This is a genomic window from Marinobacter sp. LV10R510-11A (assembly GCF_900215155.1).
Classification (GTDB): domain Bacteria; phylum Pseudomonadota; class Gammaproteobacteria; order Pseudomonadales; family Oleiphilaceae; genus Marinobacter.
Genome location: NZ_LT907980.1, coordinates 2011641 through 2025495, shown reverse-complemented (window position 1 = coordinate 2025495; position 13855 = coordinate 2011641). Strand labels below are relative to the sequence as shown.

The 13855-nt window shown below is 53.8% G+C and carries 14 protein-coding genes; 12 read left to right on the top strand and 2 right to left on the bottom strand.

Going from position 1 to position 13855, the window contains the following annotated elements; genetic code table 11:
- The first annotated feature begins 65 nt into the window (after positions 1 to 65).
- Positions 66 to 680 carry a hypothetical protein gene (locus tag CPH80_RS09660; protein WP_227520429.1) on the top strand — a complete coding sequence of 205 codons (615 nt, stop codon included), beginning with the start codon at positions 66 to 68 and terminating at the stop codon, positions 678 to 680.
- Between the two features lie 19 nt (positions 681 to 699).
- Here CPH80_RS09660 and CPH80_RS09655 read toward each other — a convergent pair whose 3' ends face one another.
- Positions 700 to 1281, bottom strand: coding sequence for a biotin transporter BioY (locus CPH80_RS09655; RefSeq protein ID WP_096277292.1), 582 nt, complete (start codon positions 1279 to 1281; stop codon positions 700 to 702).
- Between the two features lie 158 nt (positions 1282 to 1439).
- Here CPH80_RS09655 and CPH80_RS09650 point away from each other — a divergent pair, with 158 nt between their 5' ends.
- From CPH80_RS09650 to CPH80_RS09600, 11 genes are all read left to right on the top strand, one after another.
- A complete protein-coding gene (locus tag CPH80_RS09650; RefSeq protein ID WP_172898593.1) occupies positions 1440 to 1883 on the top strand; it encodes a DUF4124 domain-containing protein in 444 nt (147 codons plus the stop codon).
- Between the two features lie 171 nt (positions 1884 to 2054).
- Positions 2055 to 3167: an AI-2E family transporter gene (locus CPH80_RS09645; RefSeq protein ID WP_096277290.1), complete on the top strand. Its 1113-nt coding sequence runs from the start codon at positions 2055 to 2057 to the stop codon at positions 3165 to 3167.
- Positions 3168 to 3276: 109 nt separating this feature from the next.
- On the top strand, positions 3277 to 4422 hold the full coding sequence (locus tag CPH80_RS09640; RefSeq protein ID WP_096277288.1) for a zinc-binding dehydrogenase: 1146 nt from the start codon (positions 3277 to 3279) through the stop codon (positions 4420 to 4422).
- Positions 4419 to 5462, top strand: coding sequence for a proline racemase family protein (locus CPH80_RS09635; RefSeq protein ID WP_096277286.1), 1044 nt, complete (start codon positions 4419 to 4421; stop codon positions 5460 to 5462). Before CPH80_RS09640 ends, CPH80_RS09635 begins: the two co-directional genes overlap by 4 nt.
- A gap of 91 nt (positions 5463 to 5553) precedes the next feature.
- Positions 5554 to 7203 (top strand): AMP-binding protein, encoded by a 1650-nt coding sequence (locus CPH80_RS09630; RefSeq protein ID WP_096277285.1) that lies wholly within the window; start codon positions 5554 to 5556, stop codon positions 7201 to 7203.
- On the top strand, positions 7200 to 7625 hold the full coding sequence (locus tag CPH80_RS09625; protein WP_096277283.1) for a PaaI family thioesterase: 426 nt from the start codon (positions 7200 to 7202) through the stop codon (positions 7623 to 7625). Before CPH80_RS09630 ends, CPH80_RS09625 begins: the two co-directional genes overlap by 4 nt.
- 77 nt (positions 7626 to 7702) lie before the next feature.
- Positions 7703 to 8497: an ABC transporter ATP-binding protein gene (locus tag CPH80_RS09620; protein ID WP_096277281.1), complete on the top strand. Its 795-nt coding sequence runs from the start codon at positions 7703 to 7705 to the stop codon at positions 8495 to 8497.
- Entirely contained in the window at positions 8494 to 9216 is a 723-nt protein-coding gene (locus CPH80_RS09615) for an ABC transporter ATP-binding protein (RefSeq protein ID WP_096277279.1), read from the top strand. The genes CPH80_RS09620 and CPH80_RS09615 overlap by 4 nt, the downstream gene beginning before the upstream one ends.
- A gap of 79 nt (positions 9217 to 9295) precedes the next feature.
- On the top strand, positions 9296 to 10510 hold the full coding sequence (locus CPH80_RS09610; RefSeq protein ID WP_096277277.1) for an ABC transporter substrate-binding protein: 1215 nt from the start codon (positions 9296 to 9298) through the stop codon (positions 10508 to 10510).
- 100 nt (positions 10511 to 10610) lie between these two features.
- Positions 10611 to 11498, top strand: a complete 888-nt coding sequence (locus CPH80_RS09605) for a branched-chain amino acid ABC transporter permease (protein ID WP_096277275.1) — start codon at positions 10611 to 10613, stop codon at positions 11496 to 11498.
- A gap of 2 nt (positions 11499 to 11500) precedes the next feature.
- The gene (locus tag CPH80_RS09600) at positions 11501 to 12496 is read left to right on the top strand and encodes a branched-chain amino acid ABC transporter permease (RefSeq protein ID WP_096277273.1); all 996 of its coding nucleotides are present in this window, start codon (positions 11501 to 11503) and stop codon (positions 12494 to 12496) included.
- A gap of 128 nt (positions 12497 to 12624) precedes the next feature.
- Here the strand turns inward: CPH80_RS09600 and CPH80_RS09595 are convergent, their stop codons facing one another.
- A complete protein-coding gene (locus CPH80_RS09595) occupies positions 12625 to 13839 on the bottom strand; it encodes a CaiB/BaiF CoA transferase family protein (RefSeq protein ID WP_096277271.1) in 1215 nt (404 codons plus the stop codon).
- Between the last annotated feature and the right edge of the window lie 16 nt (positions 13840 to 13855).

Below are 13855 nucleotides of genomic sequence, written 5' to 3'. Positions count from 1 at the left end.
TGGAGCGTTCCGCCAGCCTGAGGCTGCCGTGGGGAAATACCCGTGAGGTCATACCCCCGAACTTTATGTCTGATACTTCTCCCAAGAAATTGCGAAAGTTGGAGAAGAAAGAGGATCTGGCTGAGAAATACGGACTTCAGGTCGAGAACAGTCACGAATGCTTTCGTCACGCCCCCGAATGGGAGTTCAACCGCCGCACCGGCATGATCAAGGTCTGGCAATACTCCCGTAAGTTCCCTTTCTGGCCGGCAAAACCGCCGGTAGTAACCGAAAAGCCCTTCTATGAGTTTGATGCCTGGTGCTGTGCCCGGGTTGATCGACACGGAACCTTGTTTGATCTGGTGCTCTCCCATCGCTACAGCAAGCTGGATGCGACCGTTGGTGATATTCTGGGGGCCCATGGCAGTGCCTCCATGTGTTACGCCTATTGGGACTTCATCCAGAATTACATGGATGTGACGCGGCCTCTGCCGGAGCTTCCCATGCTGGAGAGGTATCGTCCGTTGGATCCAATCACAGCGGAATCTGACCGAAAGACCGACCGCCCCCCTCGCTACTGGCGCGATATGGATAACGAAACGTTCAAAAAGAAAGTGAACCGAATGTTCACCGATGTTTCCATCATAAACACCGCCCAACGACCGAATCTGATGGAAGAGAAGTTGAACTACGCCTCTTAAAAACTAGGGGCCAGGTCTCTTAATGGGCACGCTCCGCGCCCAGAAAACGATCAGCAACGTGTATCGTTCCTACAGCAAGGGCTGATTTTATGATGCCTCCGACTAAGAACGGTAAAACGCCTTTTATGAAAGCATCTGCCGGGCCGATGGTAAGTGCAAGCCATATCCCGCCGAACCCCAGGCAAACGGCATGACCCAACAGCATCGCTAAGAAGGCTAGAGCAACATTTTTTACGTTCCAGCCACGCTCAAAGAGTAAACCAACAACGGCAACGGCCAATGGAAAGGCAAAGAGGTAGCCAGCCGTCGGTCCGGAGAAATAATCTAGTCCACTGGAGCCGCCAGCAAGAACAGGAAGCCCCAGAGCTCCGAGGGCCAGCCATAGGATCGTTGAGACGGTTCCAAGTTTCCAACCGAGAAGCCCTGCAGCGGTGAGAAGCACATAGGTTTGCGCGGTAATAGGCACAGGTACCATTGGAACCTTGATGTACGATGCTACGGATAGGCACACGATTGTGATCGCGACACTAACCAGTTTCCAGCTTGCTGACTGGCCATTCGGATCGACAGGGCTGAAACTTTGGTTTGGTTCGGAAATCATCCTTCTTTCCTCATCTTGAATACGGGTTTTATATCTCGCCGCAATATCTTATACAGGTAAGCACGATACGTAGAAAGAAGTCGGAGACTACCCCAAGCGTAATAGGGCAGTGCTGCACGTAGCACCCGAACCCAACATCAAAACATAGGTCAAGGTTAATGAAAGGACTCATAATTCCCATATTATTGCTAGTTACCCCCATTACCCAGGCCGGCGCCTACCGCTGGGTTGATGGGAATGGCCAGACTCACTTTGGTGATCGGCCCCCTGCGAATGCAGCTGCTGACGAGGTGCGCTTAATAGCAGCACAGCCAACGTTGGATGCGGCTGCTAGTGAACGTAAACAGCGGGTGAGTGAGTTCCTTGCGCAAAGCCAAAAGGAGCGTGCTGCCCGGGAAAAGGTCGAAGCCAAGCGGGAGGCCAAGGCAGCCAAGCTTAAAGCTCGCTGTGATGCCTTGAGGGCGCGCGTGAAGTATCTAAAGAGCGTGTCGGGGATCTATCGGCTGAACAAGGAAGGCGAGCGTGTTTTCGTTAACGATGAAGAAAACGAGCGCATTCGTAAGGAGTTTCAGGTGCGAGTCCAGAGTGAGTGCAATATTTAGATCTGTTTTGGTTTACTGGCGTCGCTCTGCCCCAAGCCGTTCTATGATGCGGTCAGGCTTCACCAAAGGTACACTGATTGGCCTGCATGCTGCCTGAAACCCTTGGTGGCACACTAAATTACGCGGGTGGCGCCCTGCAGTGCTGCCCAGCCGACAGGCTACGGATCTCCTATGGAAGACGAACAGCACTCGAGTGAGCAAAGCAATCCCAGAACCGGCAAGACTCTCACCGATCTTTCTACGCCAATCTATGGCCTCTTTACTTTGGGTGTGCTTTACACCCTGTATCTCGCTCATCAGATCGTTTTGCCGATGGTGCTGGCGCTGCTGACAAGCTTGCTACTGTCGCCTCTGGTTTCCCGCATGGGTACTGGGTTGCGTATGCCCAGAATGGTCAGTTCGCTGATTCTGGTATTGCTGCTACTTGCCGCTATCGCAGGTGTGTCCATTGCTGTTGCCACGCCGGCGTTGGAATGGGCGGGTAAGGCGCCCGAGGGAATTTCCCGTTTACTGGTCGGGGAAAGTGAGCTGATGCGGCAGATCAGCAGGGTTTCGGAGTCGGCACAGAAAGTCGAGGACTCGGTTAATGAGCTCTCGGAGGGGGACGGCAAAAAGCCTAGCCAGGAGCCAACTACAGTCGTTCTGCAGACTGAATCCTGGCGAGCTCAGCTTATGAATAAAGCTCGCAATGGTATTGCGGGTCTTGCGCTTGCGATGGCGCTGACTTATTTCCTTCTGGTCAGTGGCGACAGGCTGGTGTTTAACTTTGTGCGGCAGCTGCCGAGGGCCCAGCGCAGAAAAGTGCTGCGCATTACCCGGGATTCTCAGCACCAGATTGCCCAATATCTTGGCGTTCTCGGTATCAGCAATACATCGGTTGGCGTGGCTACCGGTCTGATGGCCTGGGCTATAGGCCTGCCAGATCCGGCTGTCTGGGGACTGGTGGCTGGACTGGCCCGCTTCATCCCTTATCTTGGCGTTATTCTCACCATTCTGCTGCTTGCTGTTGTCTCAGCCGTAAGCCTGGACACCTTGTGGATGATGGCCATTGCGCCGGTCGGTTATCTTGTCCTGACCACGATGGTGGGGTTCTTCATAGAACCCTGGGTACACGGTTTTCGCATGGCCATTAACCCGGTGATTATTTTCGTTTCTATCTTTTTCTGGGGTTGGCTCTGGGGCCCTGTTGGTGTGTTGCTGGCGGTGCCGTTGATGACCGTTATTCAGGTTGTTTTAAAACAGATTCCCAAGTTGCGCCCTGTGTACAAGGTGATTGCCCGTTAGTTTGGGCCTGCAAATAATGAATACTCGGAACACTCCCTGACACCTGTGTGAATGTCGCCTATTCTGATGGGACACTTCACATTCCGCAGGTAGGGAGGGTCATTTGCTTATGATGCCGAACACCATGAAAGCCATAGTTCTTACAGGCCATGGCGACATTGATAAGCTTGAGTATAAGAGCGTACCCACCCCGTCTCCTGCGCCTGGCGAAGTGCTTGTTCAGGTAACGGCTACGGCCAAAAACAATACAGATCGCAAAGCCCGGGAAGGGCTGTATCCCACCAAAAAGGGCGAAACCACCTCATTTCAGATGGGTGGTAAACCCACTCTGATTTTCCCCCGTATTCAAGGCGCAGACATTGCCGGCCGCGTTGTGGCCGTGGGTGATGGTGTTGATAGTCGCCGTATTGGCGAGCGCGGCCTGCTGGACTTCAATATCTATGCGGATAACCGCTGGGACATCAACCTGACTCCGGATTATTACGGCCATGGCGCAGATGGCGGTTATGCCGAATACGTTGCGGTGCCATCGGATCAGTTCCACGTTGTGCCGAATGAGAATCTGACGGATGCCGGGCTCGCGGCAATGGGGATGTGTTCGTACCAAACCGCCATGCACATGCTCACATCTGCTCAGGTAAAAGCCGGAGAGCGAGTTCTCGTTACCGGCGCAAGCGGTGGTGTGGGCACCGCTCTGATCCAACTCTGTCGGATTATGGGCGCCATTCCTTTCGCACTGAGTACACGGGATAAAGCGGCAGCTCTCGAGGAACTGGGGGCAGAGTCAGTGCTTGATCGGTCTGATATGGACAGCTTCGTGGAGCGCGTAAAGGCAGAAACCGGCGGCAAGCCCCTTGATGCGGTTATGGATCTGGTGGGTGGCGACATGACCGATCGCTTTATCGACGCCATGATCTTTGATATGAACGCTCGCCAAACCTATCCCCGCCTCAGTATTGCCGGCGCCAGTGGCGGCAATATCAGCGAAATCCTGTGGACACGAATTTACCTGTACCAGGTGCAAATTTTTGGCGTCTCTCACGGTACCCGGGAGGAAGCGGAACAGCTTATTGAGTGGATTCGGAACGAGCAGCTCAAGCCGGTGCTACACGGTGCTTTTCGGCTTTCAGAGCTGCATCAGGCAGAGCGTTACTTCATGAACCGCGGCAGCAATTATCTCGGCAAAATTGTCATAGTTCCGGATTCGCAGTGGGAGGAGCACGGCAAGCCCTGGTCTTTGGAGGGCAGCACATGAAACAGGAACTGACGATTCAACTTATGGACACCCACGCCGGAGGCGATGTCAGCCGCATTGTGACCGGTGGTATCGATCTGCTGCCGGGCGACAGTGTGCGGGCACAAATGGAGTATCTGCGTGATAACGCCGATGGGCTGAGAAGACTGTTGCTGGAGGAACCCTACGGCATCCCTGAGATGTCCGTGGATTTGCTGGTTCCTCCATCCGACCCCCGGGCAGCGGCCGGGTACATCATTATGGAAGTGATGGGCTACCCGATTTACTCCGGCTCCAACACCATCTGTACGGCGACTGCAGTACTTGAGGCCGGAATCGTACCCAAGAAAGAAGGCAAGCAAAGCTTTCTTCTGGAGTCCCCAGCGGGCTTGGTTCGCATCGATGCGCGGGTTGAAAACGGCGTGGTTGAAGCGATCACCTGCGAAGGCCTGCCAAGCTACATCGATACCCATCGAGCTACTATCGAAGTGCCGTCACTCGGCATGGTCACTTATAGCGTGGCATACAGCGGCGGGTTTTATGCACTGGTGGATGCGGAGTCTTTGGGATTCGAACTCATACTGAATGAAGAGCGCAAGCTCGCGAACGCTGCCCATGCGATTGTTGAGGCAATTCAAGCGGAGCGTGGTTTTTCTCACTATACCCTCGGCGATGTGGGACCCCTGCCATTTTTGCACTTTATGGGGCCGGTAGAGCATGTTGCCGAGGGCTATTACCGCTCCCGTTCCGCGACTTATGTCCATCCCGGCGTTATTTGCCGGAGTACCACCGGCACAGGCACGTCAGCGCGGCTGGCGCTGATGCATTACGAGGGGCTTATCCACCCAGGAGACAGGCTTGAAACCGTGTCGCTTCGGGAAACAGGCTTTGTTGGTGAGTTCTCTGCCATGGAGCAAGATGGCGATTATCAGGTTGTGAAAAACAACATAACCGGGAAGGGCTATGTTATTGCGCGCTCCGACATTATTGTGAATTGCGAGGACTCGCTGGTGGACTGTAATGGGCTTCATCATATCCTCAGTAGCCGCATTTCATACTGACGTGTACGCCTAAAGTTTACCTTTACGTAAGGTGAAGGCTGTGCTAAATCTTGATCCATGCATTCAATGATAAAAATAGCAGGAGTTGATCATGAGCCTTCCGGAATACGCCGACGTTTATAAAAACTTCGATCCCGCCGCTCTGGAAGCGGAAATCTTGGATGGAAGCTTAGAAAACGGGCTGAATGTTTGCCATGAAATTTGTGATAAGTGGGCGGCCGATCCAAAGAAAGTCGCGCTTTATTACGAAAAAGACGGTGGCGGCGACGGTGTGCTTACCTTTGCAGAACTAAAGGAGCAGGCCGCCCGATTTGCGAACTATCTAACGTCGCAAGGCATCGGCAAAGGTGATCGGGTAGCAGCTCTGTTGCCAAGAGGGCCGGAGCTGTTGATCGTTATTGCCGGCACACTGCGTGCTGGCGGGGTATATCAGCCGCTGTTTACGGCATTTGGCTCCGGTGCTATCGAATACCGCCTTGAGCGGGCCGGTACAAAGCTGGTGGTCACAGACCCGACCAACTACCCCAAACTCAACGACGTGAAGGATTGCTCGCCAGTACTTTGCGTCGATGCAGAAAAAACCGGCGCCAATGTTCCGGATTTTAGAAGCACTCTTGCGGCGCAGAAGCCAGACTTTGAGCCGGTCATGATCAAGGGCGACGACCCATTTCTACAGATGTTTACCTCTGGCACCGTGGGCAAGTCCAAGGGCGTGGCCGTGCCTGCTCGGGCGTTAATGGGCTTCTATGTGTACATGAAGTACGCCATTGACCTGCGGGATGACGATGCGTTCTGGAACGTTGCGGACCCAGGTTGGGCTTATGGTCTTTATTATGCCGTGGTTGGGCCATTGTTGATGGGGCACGCCACCCACTTCAATCCGGGCGCGTTTACCCCGGAATCCACCTACGACATGATTCGTAAGTACAAGATTACCAACCTTGCCGCTGCGCCTACCGCCTATCGCTTGCTGAAAGCCAATGATCATGTTCTGCCTGAAGGTGAAAACCTTGGGTTGCGTGTTGCCAGCAGTGCAGGCGAGCCCTTGAACCCAGAAGTGGTTAGCTGGATCAAGAATCGCCATTTCTGCCCGGTTACAGATCACTATGGCCAGACCGAAACCGGAATGACTTGCTGCAACTTTTTGGCGCTTGAGCACCCGGAGCGTCCTGGCTCAATGGGCTATTCTTCCCCAGGCCATAGAGTGGTTGCTCTGAACGAGAAAAATGAGGAAGTGGGAGAGGGCGAAGTGGGGCAGATTGCCGTAGATGTGAAAGCGTCTCCGCTGTTCCATTTTGATGGCTACACATGGGGCGAAAAAGACCCCTTCGTAAAAGGCTACTATCTCACCGGTGACATGGCGGTCTGTCACGGCGATGGCAGCTTCTCATTCAGTGGGCGTGACGACGATATCATTACGACGGCCGGTTACCGGGTGGGCCCTGCGGATGTGGAGAGCACATTGCTGGAACACGCTGCGGTTGCAGAATCTGGCGTGGTTGCCAAGCCCGATGAGAAGCGTGGCTCCATCATCAAGGCTTATGTTGTCATCAAGAACGATCAGCAACCTGTAGATGATCAGACCCTACGGGATGAACTGCAGGAGCTGGTTCGCCGTCGCCTTTCCACACACGCATTCCCCCGTGAAATTGAATTTATAGATGAGCTTCCGAAAACCCCCAGCGGTAAGATTCAGCGGTTCGTACTGCGTAACCGGGCCCAGGAAAAACCCGATTCATGAAGATCACCTTTGAGGAGTTGGATAGGTTCCTCCAAGATCAGTTTCCTCAAGGTGCCGCGTACGGCAGCCTTAGGAAACTGGGCGATGGCTGGGCTGAGATGAGTTTGGATGTCGATGATGGGCACCTCAGGCCGGGTGGAACTGTGTCGGGCCCGGTGATGATGGGGCTTGCAGACGTTACCCTTTACGCGGCTCTGTTAAGCAGAATCGGGTTGGTGCCATTGGCGGTAACCACCAACCTGAACATTAACTTTCTGCGCAAGCCGGCCGCCCATACGCCAATCTGGGCGAGAGCGACTATGCTCAAAGTGGGTCGCACCATGGGCGTGGGGGAGGTATTTGTCTACTCCGAAGGCGTAGAAGTGCCGGTTGCTCATTCAACGATGACTTACTCGATTCCACCAAAAAAACACGAGGATTAGATTGACGTATACGTAAACGTCAATCTAGTCTGTAAGTAATTAAAATTGGAAAACAATAACAAAAGGTAGATTGGATCATGAGTGACCAGTACGTGCTGGAGACCCAGAACCTTGTGAAAGAGTTCAAAGGCTTTGTTGCGGTCGACAACGTGAATCTAAAAATTCAGAAAGGCCATATACACGCTCTGATCGGCCCTAACGGTGCAGGCAAGACCACCGTGTTCAACCTGCTTACCAAGTTTCTCATTCCAACACGCGGAAAAATTCTCTTTAAAGGCGAAGATATAACCCCGATGAAGTCAGCGGCGATTGCCCGCAAAGGCATAGTCCGCTCGTTTCAGATTTCCGCTGTTTTCCCGCATATGACGGCCCTGGAAAATATTCGTGTTGCACTGCAAAGCTTTGAAGGCAGTTCTTTCAGTTTCTGGAAGTCCGGAGCCTCGCTGAACAGGCTTAACGAGCGCGCCATGGAACTTCTGGAGTCTGTTGGCCTGACTGAATTTGCGAACACCACAACCGTTGAACTGGCCTATGGCCGTAAACGTGCGCTTGAGCTGGCGACCACTTTGGCTATGAAGCCGGAAATACTGCTGCTCGATGAGCCAACTCAAGGTATGGGCACGGAAGACGTTGATCGTGTTGTGGAGCTGGTGCGCAAGGCAGCTGAGGGCCGAACGGTACTGATGGTTGAACACAACCTCGGCGTGGTTTCTAAGCTGTGCGACCGGATAACAGTGCTGGCGCAGGGTGCCGTACTTACGGAGGGTGACTATGAAGCAGTCTCTGCTGATCCTCGCGTACGCGAGGTTTATATGGGAGCCGGTTCCACTGGCGAACGGGGAACGGTAACCGAAGAGGAGGCCCCCCAATGAGCCAGAATGTGGCAAAGGAGTACGAGCAGCTGCGCATTTCGGGGCTGCATGCGTTTTATGGTGAATCCCATATTCTGCACGGCATTGAAATGGTCGTTAACCGGGGCGAGCTGGTTACACTGCTCGGCCGTAATGGCGCGGGGCGAAGCACCACGCTGAAGGCGATCATGAACATGGTGGGCCGTCGGACTGGCTCCATTATGATCAACGGCGAGGAGACGATGTCTTGCGCGCCGCACAACATTGCAAGGTTGGGTGTTGGGTACTGCCCCGAGCATCGGGGTATTTTTGCGTCCCTCAGCGTTCATGAAAATCTCACGTTACCGCCGGTGGTGCGCAGCGGAGGTATGAGCCTGGAAGAAATCTACACCATGTTTCCCAATCTCTATGAGCGTCGCTTCAGCCAGGGCACCAAGCTCTCGGGTGGGGAGCAGCAGATGCTGGCGGTGGCACGCATTCTTCGCACCGGCGCCAACATGCTTTTGCTGGACGAAATAACCGAAGGCTTAGCTCCGGTTATTGTGGAGAAACTGGGTGAGGTGCTGTTAGCCCTTAAAAAGAAGGGGCTAACCATCATTCTGGTAGAGCAAAATTTTCACTTTGCAGCGCCATTGGCCGACCGGCATTACGTGGTTGAGCATGGCCGGATTGTGGAAGAAGTCAGTGCCGGCGAACTGCACGCGAAACAGTCGGTGTTGAATGGTTACCTGGGCGTCTGAGCCCGGATCAGTGCGTGTGAAAGGAAAAAAATAGCAACAAAAACCCGAACGAACACAAAATAGTAGCGGAGATACAACAATGACAATTATGAAAAAACTACTAGCCTCAGCCGTTGCATCAGCCTTGATGGTGGGTGGCGCCCAAGCGGAAATCACCAACAACACCGTGAAAATCGGCTATCTGGCCGATATGTCCGGCACCTATCGCGACCTGGCAGGCCCGAACGGCCTCACGGCCCTGGAAATGGCCGTTGCCGACTTCGGTGGTACGGTCAAGGGCGCTAAAATCGAAATCGTCACTGCTGATGACCGTAACAGCCCGGACGTAGCTTCCAGCACAGTGCGTCGCTGGCTGGAAAACGACAACGTCGATATGGTGGCTGGTCTTGTTGCATCCTCTGTAACCATCGCTGCAACCAAAGTCATCGAAGAGAACAATAAGCTTGGTCTGGTAAACGGCTCTGCCGCATCCAGTATTACCAACGAGTACTGTACCCCGAACCACATTCACTACGCTTATGACACCTATCCATTGTCTGTCGGCACCCCCACCGCGATCGTTAAGGAAGGTGGCAAAACCTGGTATATCCTGACAGCCGACTACGCGTTCGGGCACTCCCTGGAGGCAGACGTTACCCGCATGGTTGAATCCAATGGCGGGGAAGTTATAGGCACCATCCGCCATCCGTTCCCGACTCCAGACTTCTCCTCATTCATCCTGCAGGCGCAGGCGTCTGGTGCAGATGTTATCGCCTTGGCAAACGCCGGCTCAGATACCACAAACGCCATCACAACAGCCGCAGAATTCGGTTTAACCCGGTCTGACCAGACCCTGGCAGCGTTACTGCTGTTCCTGACCGATGTTCACGCACTGGGCGCTGAAACCGCTCAGGGTATCCAGCTGACCACGGGCTGGTACTGGGATATGAATGAAGAAGCCCGCGCCTGGGCTGATCGTTTCATGAAGGAAACCGGTGTAAGACCGACCATGGTGCACGCGGGGATATACTCCAGTGCGATTCAGTATCTGAATGCTATTGAAGCGACGGGTTCCGATGATTCTCAGATCGTACGTAAGCAGATGATGGATACGCCCATCAACGACATGTTCGCCAAGAACGGCCGCATTCGTGAGGATGGCCGCATGGTGCACGATATGTATCTGGCACAGGTAAAAACGCCGGAAGAGTCCACCAACGAATGGGATCTGTACAAAATCCTACGCACCATTCCAGCTGAAGAAGCATTTCGCCCGCTGGCGGATAGCGACTGCAAGCTGGTCAGCAGCAAATAAAACGTAGGCAACGGAACTCTCCGGCGTTTGCTGGAGAGTTCGGAGCACTACGTAAAATAAAAACTGATTCAACGTTTGTGCTGCTTTTGGAGTTAGCAACATGTCCATGATTTTCGGCGTCCCCATGGCGGTGCTTTTTGGTCAGCTTTTGATAGGCGTGATCAACGGCGCCTTCTATGCACTTTTGAGCCTCGGCCTAGCTGTTATTTTCGGTCTTCTTAAAATTATCAATTTTGCCCATGGCGCCATGTATATGCTCGGTGCCATGGCCACGGTCATCCTGTTTGATACCTTGGGCGTCAACTACTGGGTAGCTCTGTTTCTGGCACCCGTTCTGGTTGGCATCGTCGGGGTGCTTGTTGAGTATTTTCTTCTTCGCCGCATTGGCGGGCAGGATCATATTTACAGTCTGCTCCTGACGTTTGGTGTCGCCCTGATCATGCAGGGGATTCTCACCAACATTTATGGTGTGTCTGGCCTTCGCTATTCCATGCCAGATATGTTCAAAGGTGGCGTAAATCTCGGGTTTATGTTTCTCCCTTACTACCGGGCCTGGGTGATCGTGGCCGCCCTTATCGTGTGCTTTGGCACCTGGTTCATGATTGAGAAGACCAAGCTTGGTGCGTACCTGCGAGCAGGTACTGAAGACTCCCAGCTTATGCAGGGTTTCGGTATTAACGTGCCTTTACTGGTCAGCCTTACATACGGCTTTGGTGTCATGCTGGCCGCGTTTGCGGGTGTGTTGGCTGCGCCCATCTATTCGGTAACCCCCGTCATGGGCTCACACATACTGATTGTCGTTTTTGCTGTCGTGGTTATCGGGGGGCTGGGCTCCATTGGTGGAGCTATCATCACCGGTATTCTTATGGGTGTTGTTGAAGGGCTTACCAAAACGTTCTACCCCCCCGCGTCGTCTGCGGTGATCTTCCTGGTCATGGTAATCGTGCTGATGATCCGGCCCAATGGCCTGTTCGGAAAGGAGGCATAATCATGAGCCAGACTGATATTCGGTCCGATATCCAGAAGACAATCCTGAAACAACAAAAAACCGAGGATCGCAGAAAACTGATACTGAATGGCGTGCTGCTGGTACTTTTGCTGCTCGCGCCGTTCGTGATGTATCCCGTGTTTCTGATGAAAATCCTTTGCTTCGCGCTGTTTGCGGTAGCTTTCAACTTGCTGTTTGGGTTTACCGGCTTGCTGTCTTTCGGCCATGCCGCTTTTCTGGCCTCGGGCGGATACACCACGGGTTACCTGCTCACTAATTACAGTGGCCTTACCACCGAGATGGGCATCATCGCGGGAACGCTGGTGGCGACGGTGCTCGGGCTGGGTTTTGCTCTTCTGTCCATTCGCCGCCAGGGCATTTACTTTGCCATGGTTACACTGGCTCTGGCGCAGTTGGTATTTTTCTTCTTTGTGCAGTCGTCCTTTACCGGCGGCGAGGATGGTATGCACGGCGTACCCAGAGGTGAACTGTTCGGGCTGATCAACCTTGAAGACAATTTAAATATGTATTACTTCGTGCTGGCAGTATTCCTCGGCTGCTACCTATTGGTTCAGCGGATTGTCAGCAGCCCTTATGGCCACGTACTGAAGGCGATTAAACAGAACGAACCTCGTGCTATCTCCCTTGGCTACAAAGTGGATCGCTATAAAATACTGGCGTTTGTAATATCCGCAGCGCTTGCTGGCCTTGCGGGTTCCATGAAGTCAGTGGTGTTCCAGTTGGCCTCCTTGAACGATGCGCATTGGCACATGTCCGGCGAAGTTATTCTGATGACACTGGTAGGCGGTATGGGCACATTGCTGGGGCCAGTTTTGGGCGCAACCCTTGTGGTTAATATAGAGTACCAACTCGGACAAGGCCCGCTCAGGGACTGGGTAGATCCGATTCTGGGGGGCATCTTCGTAATCACCGTGCTGGCTTTCCGTAGCGGTATTGTGGGGGAGATTCAGAAGTTTGTGAGGAAAAATATGGGGTAGGGGCTGAAAGTTCGGATAAAAAAGGACCACTTTTATAGTGGCCCTTTTTGTTTGCCGGCTTCGCCGGGCAAACAAAAGCGCCTTGTGAGGCGCCAAAGACGGGGGATGTATTTCACTCCTAATCGCTGCTAAACAATGCCCGCTTTGCTGAGGGCTGTGCGCTGTTCGGGAGTAATGCCAAGCTCTTCGAGCACGCTTTCAGTATGCTGACCTAAGTGGGGCGGTGCTGTCGTGGCACTCATTTGGGCGCCGTTAATACGGATCGGGTTGGCGACCAAATTCACTTGGCCCGCTTGGGGATGCGGCAGGGTCTGCTTAAGTTTACGAGCTTTCACATGCGGGTCGTCGAACACCCGATCCAGCGTATTGATCGGCCCGCAGGGCACGCCAACGGCTTCAAAGGCGGCAAGCCATTCATCCGTGCTGCGTCGGGCTAGCGCAGCTTCCAACTGTGGTACTAGGAGCTCACGATGGTTCACCCGGGCACCGTTGGTCGCAAAGAGTGGGTCGTCAGCCAAGGCAGGTAGTGAAAGCACTGTGCAAAAACGTTTGAACTGCTGGTCGTTGCCGACGGCCACTATCATATGGCCATCCAAGGTGGCAACCGCCTGATAAGGCACGATGTTGGGGTGGGCATTGCCCAGCCGCTGGGGCACATCGCCGGAGGTAAGGTAGTTAAGCGCCTGGTTGGCGAGTACACCGACCTGTACATCCATCAGTGCCATATCAATATGGCAGCCAAGGCCGCTGTCGCGGCGCTGATAAAGCGCTGCAAGTACCGCGTTCGAGGCATACAGCCCGGTGAAAACATCGGTAAACGCCACACCGCTTTTCATCGGCCCGGCTCCCGGCTCACCGTCTGGATTACCGGTCAGGCTCATAATCCCGCCCATGGCCTGAATCATAAAGTCGTAACCGGGGCGATGAGCGTAGGGGCTGTCCTGGCCAAAGCCGGTAATTGAGCAGTAAATCAATTTGGGGTTCAGCGCCTTCAGGCTGGCGTAATCCAAACCGTAGCGTTTTAAGCCGCCGACTTTAAAGTTTTCAAGCAGCACATCGGATTGGGCGACTAACTGCTTAATCACTGCCTGACCTTCGGGCTTGGCCATATCAACAGTTACCGAACGCTTGCCTCGGTTCGCACACAGGTAATACGCAGACTCTTGTGTGCCAGCAAGCCAGGGAGGGCCCCAGTTGCGAGTATCATCGCCACTGCCGGGGCGTTCGACCTTGATTACATCGGCCCCCATGTCTGCGAGCATTTGCCCGCACCAAGGCCCGGCCAGTACGCGGGAAATGTCCAGTACTTTAATTCCGGCCAGTGGTTTGGGTGTGTTGCTCATTGGTGCTCGCCCTTAG

Coding starts and splice junctions, on each gene's coding strand:
- CPH80_RS09660 (WP_227520429.1), top strand. CDS start 66: ATGTCTGATACTTCTCCCAAGAAATTGCGAAAGTTGGAGAAGAAAGAG.
- CPH80_RS09655 (WP_096277292.1), bottom strand. CDS start 1,281: ATGATTTCCGAACCAAACCAAAGTTTCAGCCCTGTCGATCCGAATGGC.
- CPH80_RS09650 (WP_172898593.1), top strand. CDS start 1,440: ATGAAAGGACTCATAATTCCCATATTATTGCTAGTTACCCCCATTACC.
- CPH80_RS09645 (WP_096277290.1), top strand. CDS start 2,055: ATGGAAGACGAACAGCACTCGAGTGAGCAAAGCAATCCCAGAACCGGC.
- CPH80_RS09640 (WP_096277288.1), top strand. CDS start 3,277: ATGATGCCGAACACCATGAAAGCCATAGTTCTTACAGGCCATGGCGAC.
- CPH80_RS09635 (WP_096277286.1), top strand. CDS start 4,419: ATGAAACAGGAACTGACGATTCAACTTATGGACACCCACGCCGGAGGC.
- CPH80_RS09630 (WP_096277285.1), top strand. CDS start 5,554: ATGAGCCTTCCGGAATACGCCGACGTTTATAAAAACTTCGATCCCGCC.
- CPH80_RS09625 (WP_096277283.1), top strand. CDS start 7,200: ATGAAGATCACCTTTGAGGAGTTGGATAGGTTCCTCCAAGATCAGTTT.
- CPH80_RS09620 (WP_096277281.1), top strand. CDS start 7,703: ATGAGTGACCAGTACGTGCTGGAGACCCAGAACCTTGTGAAAGAGTTC.
- CPH80_RS09615 (WP_096277279.1), top strand. CDS start 8,494: ATGAGCCAGAATGTGGCAAAGGAGTACGAGCAGCTGCGCATTTCGGGG.
- CPH80_RS09610 (WP_096277277.1), top strand. CDS start 9,296: ATGACAATTATGAAAAAACTACTAGCCTCAGCCGTTGCATCAGCCTTG.
- CPH80_RS09605 (WP_096277275.1), top strand. CDS start 10,611: ATGTCCATGATTTTCGGCGTCCCCATGGCGGTGCTTTTTGGTCAGCTT.
- CPH80_RS09600 (WP_096277273.1), top strand. CDS start 11,501: ATGAGCCAGACTGATATTCGGTCCGATATCCAGAAGACAATCCTGAAA.
- CPH80_RS09595 (WP_096277271.1), bottom strand. CDS start 13,839: ATGAGCAACACACCCAAACCACTGGCCGGAATTAAAGTACTGGACATT.